The sequence below is a fragment of the Prevotella pectinovora genome, from assembly GCF_041323955.1.
GTDB lineage: Bacteria > Bacteroidota > Bacteroidia > Bacteroidales > Bacteroidaceae > Prevotella > Prevotella pectinovora.
Genome location: NZ_JBGLIV010000001.1, coordinates 2,596,179 through 2,615,005 on the forward strand (window position 1 = coordinate 2,596,179; position 18,827 = coordinate 2,615,005).

The window sequence follows — 18,827 nt, forward strand, 5'->3', positions numbered from 1 at the left end:
TGATTAGATACCAAGACGCAATGTGAATGTGAACTGCTTAGACATAGGAGCTGCAACACCACCGGCATTGAAGAACTCTGGGTCCTGACCGTTCAGCTTGTCGTCGCAATAGATCAAGAAGAGGTTTGTAGCCTGCAGCTTAGCGCTTGCGCTTGTAAGACCGATCTTGCTAATCCACTTGAGAGGGAAGTCGTATGCGAGAGAAATCTCCTTCATACGGATGAAGTCACCCTTTGCAACGCGCTCTGTAGAGAGGTTGTATGCGTTGTAAGCTCTGTTCAGATATGTATCGCTCTGGATTGTTCTGAGGTCGGCGATAGCTGGGATAGTAGTTCTCAGCTCGTCTCCAGGAACCACCCATCTGTTCTTGAACTCCTTAGGCATAGCCGAGAGGTCAGAATATGAGTAAGCGAATGATGGGTCAAGACGTGTAACGTTACCGAACGAGTATGTCATGAAGATGTTCAGGTGCCAGTTCTTGTAAGAGAACACGTTACCGAGAGATCCGGTGATTGTAGGATCTGTAGGACCCTCATACTTCAGATGAGACAGGTCGTAAGACTGGAAGTCGATGTCGCTTGTAGTGATCTCGCCCTTCTCGTTTACGAATGTTGGGAGACCTGAGTTGTTCAGGCCCTTGAAGTCCATAGAGAACAAAGCTCTGTAAGGATAGCCCTTCATTGTAAATCCGTTACCGTAGATAAGGTCGTAGATACGTGTCTGAGCGTCGAGGTCAGTCACACGGCTCTTAGTGTGAGAGAAGATGAAGTCAGTAGACCATGTGAAGTCCTTGGTCACAATGTTACGTGTACTGAGTGTGAACTCCTCACCATGAGACTTCATGGATGCTACGTTGGCATAGTTGAGGATAGAACCCTCTACACCAGTTGTACGCTTCGGACCGATGAGGTCGTAGTTGTCACGAGTATACCAGTCGAACGAGAAGTTGATTCTGTTGTTGAGGAAACCGAGGTCGATACCGAGGTTGAGCTCGTGCTTCTTCTCGTATGTCAGGTCAGGGTTAGCGAAGCTGTTGATCTGCAGACCAGACTCCTTGTCAACAGTGTAAGGACGCCATACGTTGTAGCTACCGATGATTACGTTAGCATTTGTGATGGCAGGCTTGTCACCGGTCAGAGAGTAACTTGCCTTAACAGTAGCGTGAGAGAGAACCTTGTTCAGTTTCTCGAACCATGTCTCCTCATGAGCGTTCCATGCTCCAGAGATGTTCCATGTAGGCAACCAGCGGGCGCTTGTAGCCTTACCCAGACGGTTAGAACCCTCGTAGCGTACAGTACCGTTGATTGTATAACGGCCCTTCCAAGAATATGTAGCAGTACCGAAGAAAGAAACCTCACGGCTGTAGCCGTTGCCTACAGAGTAGTACATTGAGTTCTCCTCGCTTGCCTGCTTGAAGTAGCGGTAGTCGTAGCTTCCGAGCAGACCATTGCCGAAGTTCATACCAACACCGTTGAAGTATGTGCTGTTACGGTCAACGTTGTTGATCTCCATACCACCATATACGTTGATGATGTGGTCGTCCTTGATTACGTCGTTATAAGATGCTGTAGCACGGAAGTCCCAGCTGTTCATCTTATACTTTGTCTCCTGGTAGAAACCACCAGATGGCAATACTGTGATAGGCAGTGAGTTTGCGCTGTCCGGGTCTTTGTACAACCATGAGTTGTTGTCACGGATTGTAGCGTCGTCCATAGCACGGAATGCAAGTGCCTGGTTAGAGTTCTCAGTGATTGTCTGCACCTGTGTGGTGGTAGAGAACTTGTAAGCACCCAAAACAGAGAGTTCCACTGTGCGGATAGGCTTGTACTTGAGTTCAGCCTGGAGTTTGATGTCAACAACGTCGAAGTTGAGGTAGTTGTTGTCGAGCTCGTGGAAGATGTTGAACGGAGCGTAGTTTCTCTGATACTCTGCATTTGGATCGAGAGTACGAGAGCTGTTCAAAGCGTAAGAATATGGGTTGATGTCGAAGTAACGCGACACGTCACCGGTCACACCGTTGATACCGCTTGAGTTTGTGGTACCAGGAGCCTGCTGCTTACGGTAAGCAGCATTACCGATCATGTTCAACGAAACCTTCTTGCTGATGTTGTACAGAGCGTTGATGTTAGAAGTATAACGCTTAACGTTGCTCTTCTTGTACCAACCTGGATCATCCATGAAGCTGAATGAAGCATAGTACTGAGCCTTCTCTGTACCAGAACTCATACTGATAGAGTGGTTCATCGAAATCGAGTTGTTGAACAACAGGTCGAACCAGTCAGTGTTGCGATACTCAGCCTGCTGGAGGTAAGCGTTCATAGCCTCTGGAGTGTTGTCGAGACCGAACTTGCCGGTTGCAGGGTCGTACTGGTTCATGAGGTGGTACATATTACCGAACACACCTGAGTTGCTTGCGCGGTATGAGCTTACGAACGAGAAGAAACCGTTGTTCTGCATCTCCTTGAAGATACCCATCTGCTCCTGAGAGTTCATGATGTTGAACTCCTTGTAGCTTGGCTTCAGGCGATAAGAGAACTCACCGGTATAGCTGATCTTAGAGGTACCTGCCTTACCACGCTTTGTGGTAACAACGATCACACCAGCCATGGCGCGTGCACCATAGATAGATGTAGCGGAACCGTCCTTCAGGATCTGGAAGCTTTCGATATCGTCAGAGTTCAGACCAGCGATGGCGCTTGAAATAAGTGTTGCTGCATCACCAGAAGAGAGAGCGTCGGCGTCTACTTCCGTCACGTCCTCCATGATGACACCGTCAACCACCCACAGTGGCTTTGACGAACCGTAAATAGAGGTAGCACCACGCACGCGGATCTTTGGCGCGGTACCGAACGTTCCGGATACGTTCTGCACAGATACACCGGCTGCACGGCCTTCGAGCGAGCGGCTGATATCAGCCACACCGTCAAGTTTTGCCTTGTTTGCATCAATCTTAGTTGTGGCACCAGTAAACAGACGCTTGTCCATCTTCTGCATACCTGTAACTACGACCTCGCCGATCTCTTGTGCATTAGACTCCAAAACAATTTTCATGTTTTTCTTGCCCTTCATGGTTACATCCTTCATACCGACATAAGTCACTATGATGGTTGGATTACTTTGGGTTGATGTCAGCGAGAATTTACCGTCGATATCCGTAACGGTACCTGTCTTAGTGCCCTTCAACATGATTGTAGCACCAATAACGGGTTGACCATCATCGTGAGATATCACGGTACCCGAGACTTCTGTTTGAGCCAGAGCCATTCCTACGAAGAGGAACAGGGAGGCCAACAGCATTGTTAGTCTTTTTTCCATAAATACTCTCTTCCCTAAATTAATGAATGAATAAATTATTGTTACGTTTTTGCAAATTTATATATTATTTCCATTCCAAACAAAACTAAAGGTAATAAAAACTGCTTTTCCCCAAAAATTTAACTAAAATAGAGGTATAAACGTATATTTACAATCATAATTATTCACATTACGGTCCTATTTCTTACACACTGATAGCAATAAGTGTACAACGATAACGGACATATATACACTTATTAATATAACAGATGTCACACGGCTGTAATGGGTGTGAAACAATTGTTTTTGCAGTGTCACAGACTAACAGAATCCAGCTTACCAAGATATTAAGATGCCACGACAGACTGGAGAAAATATGATGACAGCGAAAAAACAAAAAAAATCGTCAGATTGTCTGGTTTTCAGTATAGCGTATTGACATACAGGCAGTTAGCGACCAGACAATTGTTTTCGATTGTCTGGATGGTTTGATGTCAATGGGTAGTTTGTACAAATAATATAAGGTATGCGCGCGCATACCTTATATATATAGTCAGTTGAATTGTCTGTCATTTTATTTGGAGCGGGCGCATTCGCCGCTGCTCCCCGCCAACGAAGATACTATCAGAGTATCTTCTGGATTTCAGCATCGAGGTCTTTGATCTGCTCGTCACGCTTATAGAGGGTGTTCGTCTTGTCTACGAGGAAGAAGGTCGGCAACTTCTGGATGTTGTAGAGCATTAGGAGCTTGGAGTCCACTCCATCGGCATCACGCACGGATATCCATGGCAACGCTGCGGTCTGTGTCTTCCAGAAATGTTCCTCTGGATCGAGCGACACCTGGAAAATCTCCAGTCCGCGAGAGTGGTATTTGTTGTAGAGTTCCCTTAGTTTCATGATGCGCTGTGTGGAACCTTCGGATGCGAAGACATGGAAATCGAGCAACACTGCCTTGCCTGCCAGGTCGGTGATGCGGCGCATATTGCCATGGTTGTCAGGCAGAGCAATCTCTATGATATTAGAGGTGTGCACCTTCGAGGGGTCGATGCCCTGCTGGCTTTCGGCGAGCTTGTTCTGCATGATTCTCACATTCTTCATTCCCTCGATGGCAATGTTGTGGAGATTTTCGCCACGAAGCGAACCGGGATAGTATGTATCCCAGCTTGTGGCAACGGCAGCGAACGCCTTGATGTCTTCCTTGCTCTCACGGGGATTGAAGATGAGTCGCTGTCCCAGAGCCTGGAACAGGGCGAAATATGAGGATGCCTTCATCGGCTGCTTGTAGATATAGTTGCGCTTGATAAAATCCTTATACTGTTCTATCACCTTACGGATGGTATCCTCGGCGGCGTCGTACCCGATGGCTGGGTTGTTCTCGATGCCGATGACAAACGACTGGAGGTTTATCTGCTTGATAGCCAGGTCTTTGATGGTGGCACATTCCTCACTTCCGCTCACGGTATATCCTGTTGACATCTTGGGATAGGATGCCTTCACTGTGATGGTCTCGGTGGAGTCTACGCTGAGGTTTATGATCTGGTTTGCTATGCGCAGGCGATAGAATTCCGGCGCTGTCGGCGCATCGTCGCTAAAGCTGAATGATCCGTCGGCAGAGAGTTTCACGGAGTCTATGGCAACCGGTCCGTCGAGACTCATGTTCTCGAAATAGAGCATTGAGTCTTTAGCTTCCGTTATATTTCCGTTCACATGGAATTTCTTTCCTCCGCATGATGCGAGGAATATCACTGCCATAAGTATTGCGAATGATGATATCGTTTTCTTCATAAGTGTTTTTAGCTGATTAATATACGTGCAAATGTACTACAAATAATGCTAATATCAAAATATCGGGGTTAAGATTTCAAGTTGTCCCGCTCATCTGTTGTACTTCACCCTATACGCCAGATATCCCAAAAGACAGCCCAGGGTAGCTCCGGTGGCGTTGGCAAGGAAATCGAGCCAATCGCCACTCCGCCTGCCTCCCGTGCAGTATGCCTGGAGAAGTTCTATCAGTCCGCTCATCATCACCGGAGCGAGCCAAGCCCAGAGGAGCAGGCGGCGCGGACTGGCAGAGGAGCGGTAGCGGCGCAGGTGTTCGAGCCATATCACACTACACGTTCCGGCATACATCGCGATATGTGTCCATTTGTCAATGAACGGCACATCGTCGAGTGATGTATGTGGCGGAGTGCAGAAGCACGCCACCCAGATTATGGCTATGCAGAGCCACGACAAGGGGTAAAAACGCATTAATTGTGGGATTCGTCTCATTTTAATTGATATTTTAATGCAAAAGTAAAAAATATTTGATACATTTGCGACCATTAACTAAATCAATATTACAATTAGGATAGCATATTCATTTCTAAAACCAAAAGAAAGCACAGTTATGGAAAAAGGGAACAGAGCTAATTTCGGTAGTAAACTTGGATTGATACTCGCCACGGCGGGTTCGGCAGTGGGTCTCGGCAACGTATGGCGCTTCCCGTATATGGCGGGACAGAACGGCGGTGCGCTATTCATCATCGTCTATGTGGTCTGCGTGCTTGCGCTTGGCATACCATGTATCATGAGCGAATTCATAATCGGCAGACATTCCGCCTCAAACACGGCGAGGGCTTACCGCAAACTTGCCGGCAAGACACCTTTCGGACTGGTGGGATATCTGGGAGTGCTGACGGGACTCCTCGTCAACGGCTACTATGCCGTGGTGTCGGGATGGTGTTTCGAATATATCTACGCATCGGCGGCAGGACAGCTGAACGGGGACCCGCAGTTTTTTGCCGACTTCTTCAACACCTTTGAGAAAGACCCCGTAAAACCGATATTCTGGGCTGTGACATTCCTGATTGTCACACATCTTATCATCATCAGAGGAGTGAAAGACGGCATCGAAAAGGCTTCAAAGATGATGATGCCGGCACTGTTCGTGCTGCTGATAGTACTTGTGGTGGCATCCTGCATGCTGCCAAACGCATGGGCGGGTGTGGAATACCTGTTCAAGCCGGACTTCAGCAAGGTAACCAAGGAGCTGTTCCTCGGCGCACTGGGACAGGCATTCTTCTCATTGAGCATCGGCATGGGGTGTCTGTGCACCTTCGCCTCTTACTTTTCGAAAGAAACAAACCTTACGAGTTCTGCGATGCAGATAGGCATTATAGACACGGTGATAGCGATTCTCGGAGGACTGATTATCTTCCCTGCAGCATTCAGCGTGGGCGTAAGCCCCGACAGCGGTCCGTCGCTGATATTCATCACTCTGCCAAACGTCTTCCAGGAGGCTTTCGGGGGCATTCCTGTTGTGGAATATCTGGTGGCACTGTCATTCTATATCCTGCTGTCGCTGGCGGCTCTTACATCACTGATTTCCATCCATGAGGTGAGCACGGCATTCGTAGAAGAGGAGTTCAATGTGTCGCGCAACCGTTCTGCTACCATCGTGACGGCTGTCAGCATGGTGATTGCCGTATTGTGCTCTCTGTCGTTGAGCGATCTGGATATCATTTGTCTGGGCGGCAAGTCGCTGTTCGACTGGCTCGATTCCATCACAAGTCAGATATTGTTGCCGTTGGGCGGATTCTTCACCTGTCTGTTCTTGGGATGGTATGTTCCCAAGAAGATAGTGAAGGACCAATACACCAACTGGGGCACGATGCCGGGCAAGTATTTCGGCGTGTATATGTTCTGCATGAAATTCCTCTGCCCCATCTGCATCCTGCTCGTGTTCCTACACCAGTTCGGAGTGATTTAACCCCAAACGGTCAAAAGACACAAGGGCTGACATTTCTTTGTTATGTCGGCCCTTGTTTTCAACCAAAAACTTCATGAAATGGGCAAGCTGCTTGCCCAAGTGGGGCAACGTGCTTGCCCATCATGGGCAACGTGCTTGCCCCTGTTGGGCAGATTTGCTTTCAGACATCTGCCCAATAAGTTCATATTGTAACACCCATATTCCTGTTTCCCGGATTCTGCCAACGCAGGCAATTCCTGTAGTCTGAATTCCTCACACCTGAGAATTCTTTTCACCTGATAATTCTTTTCATCAGCAAACCATCCAGACAGTTGCCTGACAATCGAAAGACTGTCAACTGTCTGTTTGTCAGAATATTACGGCTAAAAACCAGATGGTCTGACGGTTTTTTGGAAATTCTTGGTTTTACTAAGAATCAGCGTTATTGGAAACTTTTAACCCAAATCGGTCATTAGGACGTTTAAATTGTAATTTTAATAACTGCTTGCAGTCTTTTGTTTTTTATAAGGTGTCTTTTGCTTGTTTTTAATTCGCAATAGCTCGCTATTACTCATTAAAAGCCAAACAAAATCCACTCTTCTAAAATAACAAAATCCAAGCAAGCCCTAATAACCGATTTGGGTTAAAAGCCAAACAAAATCCACTCTTCTAAAAGAACAAAATCCAGGCAAGCCCTAATGACCGATTTGGGTTTAATCATATTGACCAACACCAAATAATAAAAGGATTGGACAACCGGAGAGTCTCAGCTTCTCCAATTATCCAATCCTTGTTTTATGTGCAGACACGAGGTCTGAATGGAATGTTTCTGAATGTTACTTCACGAGCTTCTTACCGTTCATCACATAGATGCCAGGGCGAAGATCGCTGACTGACTTACCCATGTAGCGACCGTCGATAGAGTATATCTCGCCGTTCTTTGGCGACTGGTCGGCAGTGGCAGAACTGATACCGGCAAGGCTCACAGGAATTACGCACACATTGTCGATGAACACGCCCTTGTCGTTGGTCTTGAAGCGGATAGCGGCATCACCAGAACCGGTGACATTAGCCTTTACCTCTGTCCACTGACCAGGAACGAGAGCGAACTCTGTGACATCAAGCACGGCGTCGCAACCATAGTTTGCAGCCAGAATCAGCTTGTTGTCTGAGCTGCCTGTGTATGGGGCTGCGAGGAACGAAATCACTACCGGTTCAGAGATTTTGAACGATGGTGTGACGGCGTTTGCCTTACGTGTAGCGTTACCGAGGAGCGCACACTTGTTGGCACCGGTCTTCGGAGTGCCGGACCATCCGTCATTGTCAGGGAAGAAGTCTGCCAATCCCACGTTGTCGCCATCCCAGATGCCGTCATTACCGCCGATGCCGCTGCAGTTGTCGAATGTTTCATAGAGCAATGCTCCCTCTGGCTTGTCCTGCTTTGTGGCGCTCTTTGTGGTATACTCAAACGAGATTGTGCCGTCGGCGTTCTGTTTGATGTTGAGCAGATATTTGTTCATGTAACCCGTGCCGTCGGTATTGGCGTTGTACACGGTGCAAGCCGGACGGGAATAGTTCGTCAGGCTGTTGTTGCCCTGATAAGGCCATGCGTCGCCAGCCTTGTCCTCATCGGTAGAACCGAGGGTGTTGTCGGCAGGAATCACAGTCATGCGCTGACGGGCAGCGTTGTAGTTCACCTGATTGTCTTCCCAGGCGCCCTTGCTGTAGTCCACGTGGAGCACGATGAGTCCCTCGCCTGGCAGTGCGGCGTCCCAACCGGTCTTCTGACGGTTTTCGAGCATATAATACTCGTTCTCGTTTCCGTCGTTATAGAAGATGTATGTATCGCCACCGGCAGCGAGAGCCTTCATGCCTTCGATCTTCTGCGGTTCGGCGTTGAGCACTATAGGCTCCTTCCATCCACAGAACATCTTCTCATAGCTGTTGTATTCAGCAGGGAGGAATGAGTTGCCGTTGTAGCATCCGAAACACATGATGTCCCAGAATCCTGTTCCATATCCCCTACCGTTGATGTCGTAGTGGTCTTTGAGTCCCATACAGTGTGAGAATTCATGGCAGAAGGCACCGATACCGTCGATTGCCTCTGTGGCGCCCAGCTCGCTGCTGCAGGCGTAGACGCTGACCTTCACTCCGTCGGCAACGGTCATAGGGTCGATGGCAGACTTGTGAGGCCATACGAGGTCCGGATCCTGAGGATATTTTGCCTGTCCGTGTCCGGCATAGAGGACGAACACCTCTTCAACGAGGCCGTCGCCGTCCCAGTCATACTGCTTCCAGTCTGTCACCTGGTCCTTGGCGAGGTTCACAGCATCCTCCACCATAGGATATACGAGTGCCGCCTGGTCTCTGCCCGAGGCGTCGTTCTTGCCATATCCGGCATATCCCTTCGGCAGGTCTACCGGACCTACCACGTCGAAGTCGATCTCGAACTGTCCGCCACTCTGAGCCTTGAAGTAGTCACGCACGCTACCCTTGAATCCGAGCGTCTCGTCGGAGTAGTTCTCTCCGTTGATGATCTGCTTGTAGAGGTCGAGCGTATGCTCCGGCTTGAACTTGGTGTCGGCGAAGTTGGCAAGGATGACAAGACATTTCTTCTTGCCCTGGAATTTGCTTCCCTCTACCTTTTTCACCGGCATTGATGTGCGTGCCGACTCCAGGATGGCTTTCTCACGGGCTGCCTTCTGCGCCACCACTGCGTCGTATTCACTCTGCAGAGCGGAAAGCTCCACCTTAGAGAACACGCCAGCTGACGGTGTCTGTCTGTAGCAGGCACCGTCGGCAGTGCGCCAATATGTGAGATGCTCGTCGCCCACGAGCTCAGCTTTGACTACCGTGCCGTCGGCGAGAGTGATGTTGCGACATATTCCCGGCTTCACCGGCATTGCCTGGATGGCGATGGCAGCGAGAACCACGGATATGGATAATAGGATTCTTTTCATTTTCTGTTATTTAAGGATTTTCTTTCCGTTCACGATATACATACCGCTCTTGAGCGCCTTCATGTCGGTGCCGAGGAAACGGCCGTCGAGTGTATAGATGCGGTTGTCTGACTTAGCCTGTGTAGCAGCGTTGACCTCAGCGATGCCGTCAACAACCAGGTTGTCCCATGGATTCGGAGTGTTGCTCAGCTCCACCTCACGCTTGAAGGTGAATCCCATTGTGCCGTCGGCATTTCTGTGGATATCGGTGATAGGCTTGCCCATGAGTTTCTTGCCGTTCACGTTGGCGTGGTTGAGTGTAGCGGCAGGCTCAGAATTGTCTGTCAGACTGTTCACGCTGCCGTATGGGAAGCAGTTGTTGTCTGGATACTGGTCATAGTTGTAACCGTCGGCACAGATGATGGTGTATCTCGCATAGTCGCCGTTGGCGTTAGGAGCCATTCCGGTCCACACTCTCTCATCGTAGTCTACATAGTTCACGAGCAGACCTGTACCCTTGCGCTTTGCGTCCCAACCTACGTTCTGATGGTTTTCGAGGATATAGAACTCATTCTTGTAGCCTTCGTTATAAACGATGAAGAACTCGCCTCCCTCTGAGATAGGGCCCATATTGTTTACAATGGTGTCGTTTGCCAACACCTTGGCGTTCTGCCATCCGGCAATCATACGCTCCAGACCTGTGTAGCAAGAAGGTGTGAAACCGTTGTCGATGTAAGAACCAACGTCCATGAGGTCCCAAGTGCCCATTCCGAAACGTGTCTTGGTTGGGTCGTAGGTATCAGGGAATCCGAGGCAGTGTGAGAACTCGTGGCAGATGGTACCGATACCGCAGATGGTACTGCCTCTCTGCAACTCGCTACTGCAGGCGTAGGTATCGATCTTCACACCGTCGAGGTTGATGGCCTTCTTGTAGTCTGAAGCGCTGAGCTTAGACTCATGTGGCCATATTGTTGTTGCTGATCCGCCATCGTGCTCACCGAGTCCGGCATAGAGCACGAACACCTGGTCAACTTCTCCGTCGCCGTCCCAGTCGTAGTCGGCATAATTTACATCTGCATCTGCTGCCAATACTGCCTCAGCAATCATCTCTCCTGGCTTGGTGTCGTGGGAATAACCCTGGTTGGTGCCGTAATACCAACGCTTGTGGGCAAGCATGTATGGACCTACAACATCGAACTCGATATCGAGCTTGCCGAGACTCTGAGAGCGGAAATAATCCGCCACGCTACCAGTGAAGCCTAATTCCTTGTTGGTGTAGTTCTTGCCGTTGGCAACTTCCTGGAGGAGTTCTCTGGTGTGCTCCGGCTGGAACTGTGCTGACTTTCCGTCAGGATAGTTGACGAGGATGATGAGTCCCTTCTTCTTGCCTCCGGAGATTGCCTTCTTGTGAGAAGTGCTGGCCTGGAGCTGGTTCTGGTTGTAGAGTTTCTTCAGACGGACGGCACGGTCTTGTGCTCTCTGAAGTCTCATCGGCTCTGTTGCCTTCAGCATACGAGCCACGTCAACCGGTTTGAAAATACCGGTCTCACCGTCTTCCACGTATGTCTTGCCATCGGCTGCCTGCCAATAGCTTCCCCATTCGTCGCCCTTAAGCTCTACTCTAACTTCGGTACCGTCAGCGAGACGTACCGTTTTCCATTGTCCCGGTCTTGCGGGAGAAGCAAATGCCGTGAGAGCGGCAAATGCCAGTGCGCATAGTGTGTATATCTTCTTCATACTAAAAAAAAGGTAATGTTTGGGTACAAATTTACTGTTTTTTTAATTACCCTCCTACTTTTCAGCGATTTTCTTACTAATTATTTGACTTTGAGCTGATTTAGACGGAAGGAATGGAGAAGAAAAGAAGGACGGACTGACGAACCGGAAAGAAGACTGACGGACCGGAAAGAAGGAAAGATGGCGAACAGGACAGAAGCCGGGGCTGTGCAAGGAGAAAAACGTCAAAACAGAGAACGGACAAGCCTTCAAGGAGTTTTGCCAACTACGATTGACAATGGGGATAGGTATATGTCAAGACATTAGGCAGTTAAAGCTATTTAGCAGTTTTCTTCTTGTATAATATAAACAGATATTGTAATTTTGCACTCAAAAGAAACGGGATGTCTACAAGACATGCATTCTGTTATACCCGTTATACGGGGTGATGACAGGGACAAGCCTTCCGGTCAACCCGTCAAACTCATCAACTGTCAACCATTTAATATAACACATAAAAATTATCATGGCAAAGAAAGCTTTATTGATGATACTCGACGGATGGGGTATCGGCAAACATGGAAAGGGAGACGTGATCAACAACACTCCTACTCCTTATCTCGATTATCTTACGGCAGTAAGCGCCCATTCACAGCTCATGGCTTGTGGTGAGGACGTGGGTCTGCCTGACGGACAGATGGGCAACTCTGAGGTGGGTCACCTCAACATCGGAGCGGGCCGCATCGTATATCAGGACCTCGTGAAAATCAACCGCGCCTGCGCCGACGGTTCTATTCTGAAGAACCCTGAGGTGGTGAACGCATTCTCTTACGCACAGAAGACAGGCAAGCGCCTTCACCTCATGGGACTGACTTCCACCGGAGGTGTGCACTCTTCTCTTGACCACCTGTTCAAATTCGTGGAAATCTCAAAGGAGTACGGACTGAAGAACACCTTCGTACACTGCTTCATGGACGGACGCGACACCGACCCTAAGAGCGGAGTGGGATTCATCAAGGAGCTGACTGACCACTGCGAGAAGAACGACGCCCACATCGCAAGCATCGTGGGACGTTTCTATGCCATGGACCGCGACAAGCGCTGGAACCGTGTGAAGGAGGCTTACGACCTGCTCGTAGAGGGCAAGGGAACAAAGGCTACCGACATGGTGAAGGCTATGGAGGAGAGCTATGCTGCCGACGTGACCGACGAGTTCGTTAAGCCTATCTCAAACGCCAACGTTGACGGAACGATACAGGAGGGCGACGTGGTGATATTCATCAACTACCGCAACGACCGCGCCAAGGAGCTGACCCAGGTGCTCACACAGCAGGATATGCCTGAGGAGGGAATGCATACTATCAAGGACCTGCAGTATTACTGCATGACTCCTTACGACGCTTCGTTCAAGGGCGTACACATCCTCTTCCCGAAAGAGAACGTGCAGGACACTCTCGGTGAGTATCTCAGCAAGCAGGGCAAGAAGCAGCTGCACACTGCAGAGACTGAAAAATACGCTCACGTGACATTCTTCTTCAACGGCGGTCGCGAGACTCCATTCGAGGGCGAGGACCGTATCCTCGTGCCTTCGCCGAAGGTTGCCACATACGACCTGAAGCCTGAGATGAGCGCATACGAGGTGAAGGACAAGCTGGTGGGTGCCATCAACACTCAGGAGTATGACTTCATCGTGGTGAACTTCGCCAACGGCGACATGGTGGGACACACCGGTGTCTACAATGCCATCGCAAAGGCTGTTCATGCTGTGGACAACTGCGTGAAAGACGTTATCGAGGCTGCCAAGGCCAACGACTACGAGGCTATCATCATCGCCGACCACGGCAATGCTGACAATGCCATCAACGCTGACGGCACTCCTAACACGGCTCACTCTCTGAACCCAGTTCCGTTCATCTACGTTACAGACAACAATTCGGCTACTGTCAAGGACGGCCGTCTTGCCGATGTGGCTCCTTCTATCCTCCACATCATGGGTCTGGAGCAGCCTGCCGACATGACAGGCGAGAACCTCATCGAGGACAACATCCACTAACAAGACAGACTACACAATATTCCCCAAAAGGCGCATCCGGTAATGTTCCGGATGCGCCTTTGTTTTGCGTTGGGGATTGTGGGAAAATATTGTGACTCAAATAAATATTGATTTCTATATGAAATATTTTGAGAATAGGGAAAGAAATTCTAGCTTTGCAATATAACGATAAAATCAAGACATTATGGCAACTTCAGTTTTAAATCCCACTCAGCAACATTTACCCCAAAACGGTCATTAGGCCGTTTATTGTATTTTATATTTACTGCTTGCAGTCTTTTGTTTTTTATAAGGCGTCTTTTGCTTGTTTTTAATTCGTAATAGCTCGCTATTACTCACTAAAAGCCAAACAAAATCCACTCTTCTAAAAGAACAAAATCCAGGCAAGCCCTAATGACCGATTTGGGTTTACTGAAACTGTTTTCCTATGATAACAGTGAAGAATACGCCCGTGAAGTACAAGCTGTTCTGACAAAGCATTTCCAACAAGAGCTCGATGCCGAATCAGACAAGTTATGGGACGACGGTGTGCTCGACGCTAAACGACTTGAGGAATTAAGATATACTGATTTTCATAAATAACACCATAATCGGACTTGATGACTTTATAAAACAAATTTAACCCAAAACGGTCATTAGGCCGTTCAATGTAATATTTTATAACTGCTTGCAGTCTTTTGCTTTTTATAAGGCGTCTTTTGCTTGTTTTTAATTCGCAATAGCTCGCTATTACTCATTAAAAGCCAAACAAAATCCATCCTTCTAAAAAATCAAAATCCAAGCAAGCCCTAATGACCTCTAAGTTTGCAGAAGATTGCGACGAAGTCGCATAAACTCCAAAATAATCAAGGTAAAACTATGATTGCTAAAGACAGTTTCGTACCTTTGTTGTAAAAAGGTAGAATCGGTCTGTCGAAGAGGTAAACCAGCTAATGACCCAGCCGTAAAGCTATAAATCGTTTAGGTCCTCATCGACATAGTTGCAAAGACCAGATAGAAAGTTATCGGCTCTGAGCCTTGTTAGAGTGTTAGTCCATACAACTATTGACCAATTCTACACAATATAACTCGTACAAAGTTATGAAGAATTTATTTATCGGAGTTGATTTTTCGAAAGAAAAAGTTGATGTGGCTATCCTTTTTGCAGACGGACTGGCAGAAACCGCTGCTAGAGTGTTCAACGAGTTCAAGACAACCGTGTCTGGCTATAGGCAGTTGGTCAAGTGGGTTGAGCAGAATTCCTGCGGTATCGACTCGTCCTTGTGGCTCTTCTGTGGCGAGAACACGGGCGACTACAGCAAGGGACTGTGCAACTTCCTCTACGGTAAAGGCTACGACATGTGGCTTGAGAACGCAAAGAGCATCAAAGACGCATCTGGTCTTAGACGATTGAAGTCTGACCGTGCTGACGCCTCGATGATTGCAGAATACGCCATGAGGAATTACGATAAAGCCGTTATGTACGAGCCTCTTAGCGAGTCGCTTACACAACTGCGTGAGCTGTTCCTATACCGTCAGATGATCGTAAGACACAGATGCAGTTTCCAGGTGCGTAGAGGCGAAAAGCGACTCACTATGGAGAAGTCGCCAGTCAAGACAATGATTTCGCAGAGCGGACGGCACATCGTCTCTGAACTCAATAAGGAGATAGAGAAGATAGATAAGCGCATTGCCGATCTCATCAAGTCGGACGAGGAACTCACCGAGGTGTTCACCATCGTGACCTCGGTGCCTGGCATAGGAACGCAGAACGCTGTGTGCCTGATGGTGTACACCGACAACTTCCGGCGTTTCAACTACGACTCACGCAAGATTGCCTGCTATTACGGCCTAGCTCCATTTGGCAAAGATTCGGGAACCAGTGTGCATTCCGATCCGCATGTACATTATATGGCTAACCGCCAGATAAAGGCCATGCTGACGCAAGCGGCACTAGCTGCCGTCAACTTCAATCCCATTATGGCGAGGTACTACATGCGCCTCGTAGAACGAGGAAAGAAGAAGCAGGTTGCACTGAACAATGTCAAGAACAAACTTGTACATTTGGTCACAGCCATGGTCAGAAATCGCCAAACATTCACCCCTGAATATAAAATCTCAGCATAAATTGAAAATAATGGTCAAAACATTTGGATATTAACATAGAAAGCGATTTGGGTTTAAGAATCATTTTTAAATAAAATGCGCCAGCTATCGTAATGACAGCCGGCGCATTTTCATTTATTATAAATCAGTATGTAGTCCTGGGGGGTTACAGTTTCTGCTTAACCTCAATCTCTGTGAACGTCTCGATGACGTCGCCCACCTGGATATCGTTGAAGTTGACGAGCGAGATACCACACTCGAAGGTGACTCCCACCTCCTTGACATCGTCCTTGAAACGCTTGAGGGCGTTGATGGCTCCAGTATGGATAACGATACCGTCGCGGATAAGACGAGCCTTGTCTGTGCGGTGAACCTTGCCCTCGGTGACCAAAGCACCGGCAACCGTTCCGACCTTCGAGATCTTGTATACCTCGCGAACTTCCACCTGACCGGAGACAACCTCCTTGACAACCTTGTCGAGCATACCCTCCATGGCGGAAGTGACATCCTCGATGGCATCGTAGATGACAGAATAGGTGTTGATCTCTACACCCTCCTGGTCGGCGAGCTTGCGGGCCGCTGCCGAAGGACGTACCTGGAAGCCCACGATGAGAGCATCCGAAGCGTCGGCGAGAGTAACATCGCTCTCTGAAATCTGACCCACAGCCTTGTATATGACGTTGACCTTGATCTTCTCTGTAGAGAGCTTGATGAACGAGTCGCTGAGAGCCTCGATACTACCGTCGGTATCACCCTTGACGATGATGTTGAGCTCCTTGAATGATCCGAGTGCGATACGATGGCTGATGTCGCTGAGGGTAAGACGCTTCTGAGTGCGCAATCCCTGCTCACGCTGCAACTGCAGACGCTTGTTGGCAATCTCACGAGCCTCCACCTCAGTGTCGAGAACGTGGAAGGCATCACCTGCCGTTGGAGCACCGTTGAGACCCAGGATGATTGCAGGCTCTGCCGGCTTTGCCTCCTCGATACGCTGGTTACGCTCGTTGAACATAGCCTTGATACGTCCGTAGCTTGTTCCGGCAATCAGGTTGTCGCCCACACGGAGCGTTCCGTTGCTCACGAGAACAGTAGAGACATAACCGCGACCCTTGTCGAGCGACGACTCTATGACGCTACCCGTAGCCTTGCGGTTTGGATTAGCCTTCAGTTCGAGCATATCGGCCTCAAGGAGCACCTTCTCAAGAAGTTCGTCAACGCCAATGCCCTTCTTGGCACTGATCTCCTGACACTGGTACTTTCCGCCCCACTCCTCTACAAGGAGGTTCATATTGGCGAGGTCTTCCCTGATCTTGTCGGCATTGGCACCCGGCTTGTCAATCTTGTTGATGGCGAATACCATCGGCACGTTGGCAGCCTGTGCGTGGGCGATTGCCTCACGTGTGGTAGGCATCACGCTGTCGTCGGCAGCGATGATGATGATGGCGATATCGGTGACCTGGGCACCACGGGCACGCATGGCTGTGAACGCCTCATGACCTGGAGTGTCGAGGAATGTGATATGTCTGCCGTTCTGCAACGTCACGTTGTATGCACCGATATGCTGGGTGATACCACCTGCCTCACCGGCGATGACGTTGGTATTGCGGATATGGTCGAGGAGAGAAGTCTTACCATGGTCTACGTGTCCCATCACTGTAACGATAGGAGCGCGTGGCAGCAGATCGTTCTCATCGTCAGGCTCCTCATTGATAGCCTCCGAAACCTCGGCACTAACGTATTCTGTCTTGAAGCCGAACTCCTCAGCAACGAGGTTGATGGTCTCTGCATCGAGACGCTGGTTGATAGACACCATGATGCCGACGCTCATACAGGTACCGATGACCTGGTTTACAGAGACGTTCATCATGTTGGCAAGTTCGCTGACGGTAACGAACTCCGTAAGCTTCAGTATCTTGCTCTCTGCCTTCTCCTCGGCGCGCTGCTCCTTGAGATGTTCCTGGGCGGCGTCGCGCTTCTCCTTGCGGTATTTGGCTCCCTTCTTGTTCTGTCCCTTGCTGGTGAGGCGCGCAAGCGTCTCCTTTACCTGACGTGCTACATCCTCCTCGCTTACTTCAGCAGGCTTCTGTCCGCCGCGCTTGCGGTTCTTCTTCTTGTTTGAACCTCCGGCGTTCTTCTGACCGCCCTGGGCGTTGTTCTGCTTGGCAGCTGCAGCGATGTCTACACGCTCCTTGCCGATGCGCTGACGCTTCTTGCGCTCGCCATTGGCGTTTGCTCCGCCATGCTGTGCCTTCTCCTCACGCTCCTTGCGGCGCTCCTCCTTGCTCTTCTTCTTAGGACGAGTGCTCTGGTTCAGAGAGTCGAGGTCGATCTTGCCCAACACGTTAACCTTGGGAGCGAGTTTCTTCTCGCTCTTCAGCGTGAACACCTTTGAGTCGTTGTCAGCAGCAGGCTGTGCCGCACTTGCCGGTGATGCCTCTTTAGGCTCCTTCTTTGCAGCTGGCTGTGCTGCTGGCTGTTCTGCCTTCACTTCCGACTTTGATGCCACCGGCTCCGGCTTAGGCTGGGCTGGCTTAGGCTGTTCTTGACTTGGCTGCTCTTTGGCAACCGTTTCCACTGGTTCCTGTGCCACGGGCTTCTCCTCGGCTGGCTTGCTGACGGCAGCAGCATTTGCCTTTTTCTCTTCGGGCTTTGCAGTAGAAGCAGCAGATTTCGCTGATGGCTTCTTGCCCAGACTGTCGAGGTCTATCTTTCCTAATGGTGTGTACTTCTGCTGAGGTCTTGGCTCTGTGCTTCGTCCCTCTTTCTTGTCAGAGCGTTTCTTCTCCTTAGGACGCTTCTGCAAGAGCTTCTCTGCCTGTGTGCGCTCCTCCTTGTCCGACTTGTATGCCTCTACGAGAGCATTATACTGTCCGTCGGTGAGCTTGGAGTTAGGACCCTCAGGAGCCTCTCCCAGTTCGCTTCTTTTTTTCAGGAAATCAACTGCCGTTTGAAGTCCTATATTCAATTCACTAATCGCTTTGTTTAATCTGATGCTCATACTATATGTTTT

9 protein-coding genes are annotated in these 18,827 nt (G+C 49.3%); 3 read left to right on the top strand and 6 right to left on the bottom strand.

Annotated elements, in window-relative coordinates:
- Positions 1 to 3: 3 nt before the first annotated feature.
- The 3 genes from ACDC99_RS10110 to ACDC99_RS10120 all read right to left on the bottom strand — a co-directional run bounded on the left by ACDC99_RS10110 (position 4) and on the right by ACDC99_RS10120 (position 5,565).
- Positions 4 to 3,315 carry a SusC/RagA family TonB-linked outer membrane protein gene (locus tag ACDC99_RS10110; protein WP_370756688.1) on the bottom strand — a complete coding sequence of 1,104 codons (3,312 nt, stop codon included), beginning with the start codon at positions 3,313 to 3,315 and terminating at the stop codon, positions 4 to 6.
- A gap of 603 nt (positions 3,316 to 3,918) precedes the next feature.
- Positions 3,919 to 5,079: a thioredoxin-like domain-containing protein gene (locus ACDC99_RS10115; protein ID WP_044080361.1), complete on the bottom strand. Its 1,161-nt coding sequence runs from the start codon at positions 5,077 to 5,079 to the stop codon at positions 3,919 to 3,921.
- Between the two features lie 90 nt (positions 5,080 to 5,169).
- Entirely contained in the window at positions 5,170 to 5,565 is a 396-nt protein-coding gene (locus ACDC99_RS10120; protein WP_022316834.1) for a VanZ family protein, read from the bottom strand.
- A 118-nt stretch (positions 5,566 to 5,683) separates the two neighbouring features.
- Between ACDC99_RS10120 and ACDC99_RS10125 the strand changes: the two genes are divergently transcribed.
- Complete coding sequence (locus tag ACDC99_RS10125; protein ID WP_042517935.1) at positions 5,684 to 7,045, top strand: sodium-dependent transporter; 1,362 nt, start codon at positions 5,684 to 5,686, stop codon at positions 7,043 to 7,045.
- An 815-nt stretch (positions 7,046 to 7,860) separates the two neighbouring features.
- Here ACDC99_RS10125 and ACDC99_RS10130 read toward each other — a convergent pair.
- Both ACDC99_RS10130 and ACDC99_RS10135 read right to left on the bottom strand, forming a co-directional pair.
- On the bottom strand, positions 7,861 to 9,984 hold the full coding sequence (locus ACDC99_RS10130; RefSeq protein ID WP_370756689.1) for a M6 family metalloprotease domain-containing protein: 2,124 nt from the start codon (positions 9,982 to 9,984) through the stop codon (positions 7,861 to 7,863).
- A 6-nt stretch (positions 9,985 to 9,990) separates the two neighbouring features.
- Positions 9,991 to 11,700 carry a M6 family metalloprotease domain-containing protein gene (locus ACDC99_RS10135; protein ID WP_370756690.1) on the bottom strand — a complete coding sequence of 570 codons (1,710 nt, stop codon included), beginning with the start codon at positions 11,698 to 11,700 and terminating at the stop codon, positions 9,991 to 9,993.
- Positions 11,701 to 12,205: 505 nt separating this feature from the next.
- Here ACDC99_RS10135 and gpmI point away from each other — a divergent pair.
- Both gpmI and ACDC99_RS10145 read left to right on the top strand, forming a co-directional pair.
- A complete protein-coding gene (gene gpmI / locus ACDC99_RS10140) occupies positions 12,206 to 13,732 on the top strand; it encodes a 2,3-bisphosphoglycerate-independent phosphoglycerate mutase (protein WP_044064627.1) in 1,527 nt (508 codons plus the stop codon).
- Between the two features lie 1,080 nt (positions 13,733 to 14,812).
- Positions 14,813 to 15,838, top strand: a complete 1,026-nt coding sequence (locus tag ACDC99_RS10145) for an IS110 family RNA-guided transposase (RefSeq protein WP_042517114.1) — start codon at positions 14,813 to 14,815, stop codon at positions 15,836 to 15,838.
- Between the two features lie 145 nt (positions 15,839 to 15,983).
- Here ACDC99_RS10145 and infB read toward each other — a convergent pair whose 3' ends face one another.
- Positions 15,984 to 18,815, bottom strand: coding sequence for a translation initiation factor IF-2 (infB, locus tag ACDC99_RS10150; protein ID WP_370756691.1), 2,832 nt, complete (start codon positions 18,813 to 18,815; stop codon positions 15,984 to 15,986).
- Between the last annotated feature and the right edge of the window lie 12 nt (positions 18,816 to 18,827).

Excerpts from the sequence above, each read along its gene's own strand:
- ACDC99_RS10110 (WP_370756688.1), bottom strand. The coding sequence starts at position 3,315 with ATGGAAAAAAGACTAACAATGCTGTTGGCCTCCCTGTTCCTCTTCGTA.
- ACDC99_RS10115 (WP_044080361.1), bottom strand. The coding sequence starts at position 5,079 with ATGAAGAAAACGATATCATCATTCGCAATACTTATGGCAGTGATATTC.
- infB (WP_370756691.1), bottom strand. The coding sequence starts at position 18,815 with ATGAGCATCAGATTAAACAAAGCGATTAGTGAATTGAATATAGGACTT.
- ACDC99_RS10125 (WP_042517935.1), top strand. The coding sequence starts at position 5,684 with ATGGAAAAAGGGAACAGAGCTAATTTCGGTAGTAAACTTGGATTGATA.
- ACDC99_RS10120 (WP_022316834.1), bottom strand. The coding sequence starts at position 5,565 with ATGAGACGAATCCCACAATTAATGCGTTTTTACCCCTTGTCGTGGCTC.
- ACDC99_RS10135 (WP_370756690.1), bottom strand. The coding sequence starts at position 11,700 with ATGAAGAAGATATACACACTATGCGCACTGGCATTTGCCGCTCTCACG.
- ACDC99_RS10145 (WP_042517114.1), top strand. The coding sequence starts at position 14,813 with ATGAAGAATTTATTTATCGGAGTTGATTTTTCGAAAGAAAAAGTTGAT.
- ACDC99_RS10130 (WP_370756689.1), bottom strand. The coding sequence starts at position 9,984 with ATGAAAAGAATCCTATTATCCATATCCGTGGTTCTCGCTGCCATCGCC.
- gpmI (WP_044064627.1), top strand. The coding sequence starts at position 12,206 with ATGGCAAAGAAAGCTTTATTGATGATACTCGACGGATGGGGTATCGGC.